The sequence below is a fragment of the Pseudescherichia vulneris genome (assembly GCF_902164725.1).
In the GTDB taxonomy this organism is placed as follows: domain Bacteria; phylum Pseudomonadota; class Gammaproteobacteria; order Enterobacterales; family Enterobacteriaceae; genus Pseudescherichia; species Pseudescherichia vulneris.
The window spans coordinates 4054608-4056092 of sequence record NZ_LR607338.1; the positions used below are offsets into that span (position 1 = coordinate 4054608).

A 1485-nucleotide genomic window follows, 5' to 3' on the forward strand; every position below is an offset into this window, starting at 1 on the left:
GGTGTTTCAGGGGGCTACATCATAGAAAAAACCGCTGAGAGGTAACGCGCGCTATCAGTAGCGTTTTTTTCAATTGTATAAAACACGGTATATGTATGGCCCTTTTGGAAGTCATAACCAAATGTTGGCAGACACTGCCCGTTGGTGATATACACAGGGTCATGTTCTAATGTCTTGAGAAGATTATTGTTTTGTCCATCAGAGAACTGGACTGAAGAAACGAACTCCCCAGGATAGACAGGCGCAGTAATACAAATCTGGTTATCTTTTAATGTTACGTTAGCGGGCTCTTTAGGCGGAATTCTATCGCCAGGCCCTGGGCAACCCACGAGTAAAAATGCTACGGCTATAACTGAATAATTTTTGTACATTGACACTCCTTTGTCTGAGCTTTCATCCCCTAAAATCTCGAGTATTAGTCTCTTACGCCATTAGCGGTTAGGTTAATAACGGGCATCACTGCTATATCATTTTCGTAAAAGAGATCTGAGTTAGTGAAGTTATAAATCTTGCCAGTCATTTTTACATTTACAGTGTTTCCGTAGGCAGTCGCTGTCACTGCATCAGTATTCGTTTCAATAAAAGGCGATCTATCCTTCAGAGCATTGGTTACGTTACTGTTCCCAAGATCTTTATCGAGATAAAAACGATAGATATTTGAAACAGTTGCGTTTCCCTCATCGTATTTCGTGACGTATAACCAGACGCTGTCTGACAGTTTTTGCTTACTCACAAAGGTATCGTGAGGCGGGGAGTTAAAAAAATAGTAATAGGCCGCGTAACCGCCTACGAGCAGTAACAACACTATAGTAAGCATACCGTGCAGCTTTTTAGTAACCGAGCTTGCGAGCATAATCTATCCTTGGCTCAATCCCATACTGTAAGTAAAGTTATCAGAAAGGTATGTAATCGTCAGGCGAAATCTTGTCGTGCCCTTCTGGGGCCACCTAGGCATGGTGGCCCGCACTTTAACTGTAAAGCCATCGTCCTGCGTTTGCCGAATCAATAAACATTCTCAAGGTCAATGGTACTTTGCCAGCATTATTATTTTTTTTTGTGAAAAAATTTTTTGGCTTCCATGGGAAATGATTATCCATATGAAAATTATCACAATTTACACTCAATTTCGTTGACAGTGCGCCTATCAAATCTGAGATATCTTCTCGCTCAAACGTTTCCTGAAGAACCTCATCATCTGAAATATCAACGGCTTTGAAAAAAATTGTAACCCTTGGCAGATTATCCAGAATGAAAGCCCTGTATTGATCATCGCTTATTGAATTGCTCACCAGATTTTATCCTCCGGGCGCACAATAGTATTGAATCGATTTACGGTGTGATAGCCAATCATCGAAACATCAACCGCCAAAATAACCCATCCGAGAACGGGCACTGTCCGGCCAACAAAGGTTCCCAGATTATTTACCCAGAAAATTTTCAACTTCTGAGCGAAAATGATTTTTTGGTCAGTGTGGGGAGGATCCG

Annotated in this window: 3 protein-coding genes and 1 pseudogene; all 4 read right to left on the reverse strand. The window is 41.5% G+C overall.

Features of this window, described 5'->3' with window-relative positions:
- Positions 1 to 14: 14 nt before the first annotated feature.
- Positions 15 to 371, reverse strand: coding sequence for a putative T6SS immunity periplasmic lipoprotein (locus FN633_RS16770; protein ID WP_154058507.1), 357 nt, complete (start codon positions 369 to 371; stop codon positions 15 to 17).
- 44 nt (positions 372 to 415) lie between these two features.
- On the reverse strand, positions 416 to 853 hold the full coding sequence (locus FN633_RS16775; protein ID WP_154058508.1) for a hypothetical protein: 438 nt from the start codon (positions 851 to 853) through the stop codon (positions 416 to 418).
- Between the two features lie 115 nt (positions 854 to 968).
- Complete coding sequence (locus FN633_RS16780; protein ID WP_154058509.1) at positions 969 to 1289, reverse strand: DUF1493 family protein; 321 nt, start codon at positions 1287 to 1289, stop codon at positions 969 to 971.
- Positions 1286 to 1485: pseudogene (locus FN633_RS16785) on the reverse strand (STM2901 family protein); the annotation flags it as partial. The gene FN633_RS16780 and the pseudogene FN633_RS16785, both read right to left, overlap by 4 nt.

What these genes read in the sequence shown, in the direction of transcription:
- FN633_RS16770 (WP_154058507.1), bottom strand. Translation starts at nt 371, where the DNA reads ATGTACAAAAATTATTCAGTTATAGCCGTAGCATTTTTACTCGTGGGT.
- FN633_RS16775 (WP_154058508.1), bottom strand. Translation starts at nt 853, where the DNA reads ATGCTCGCAAGCTCGGTTACTAAAAAGCTGCACGGTATGCTTACTATA.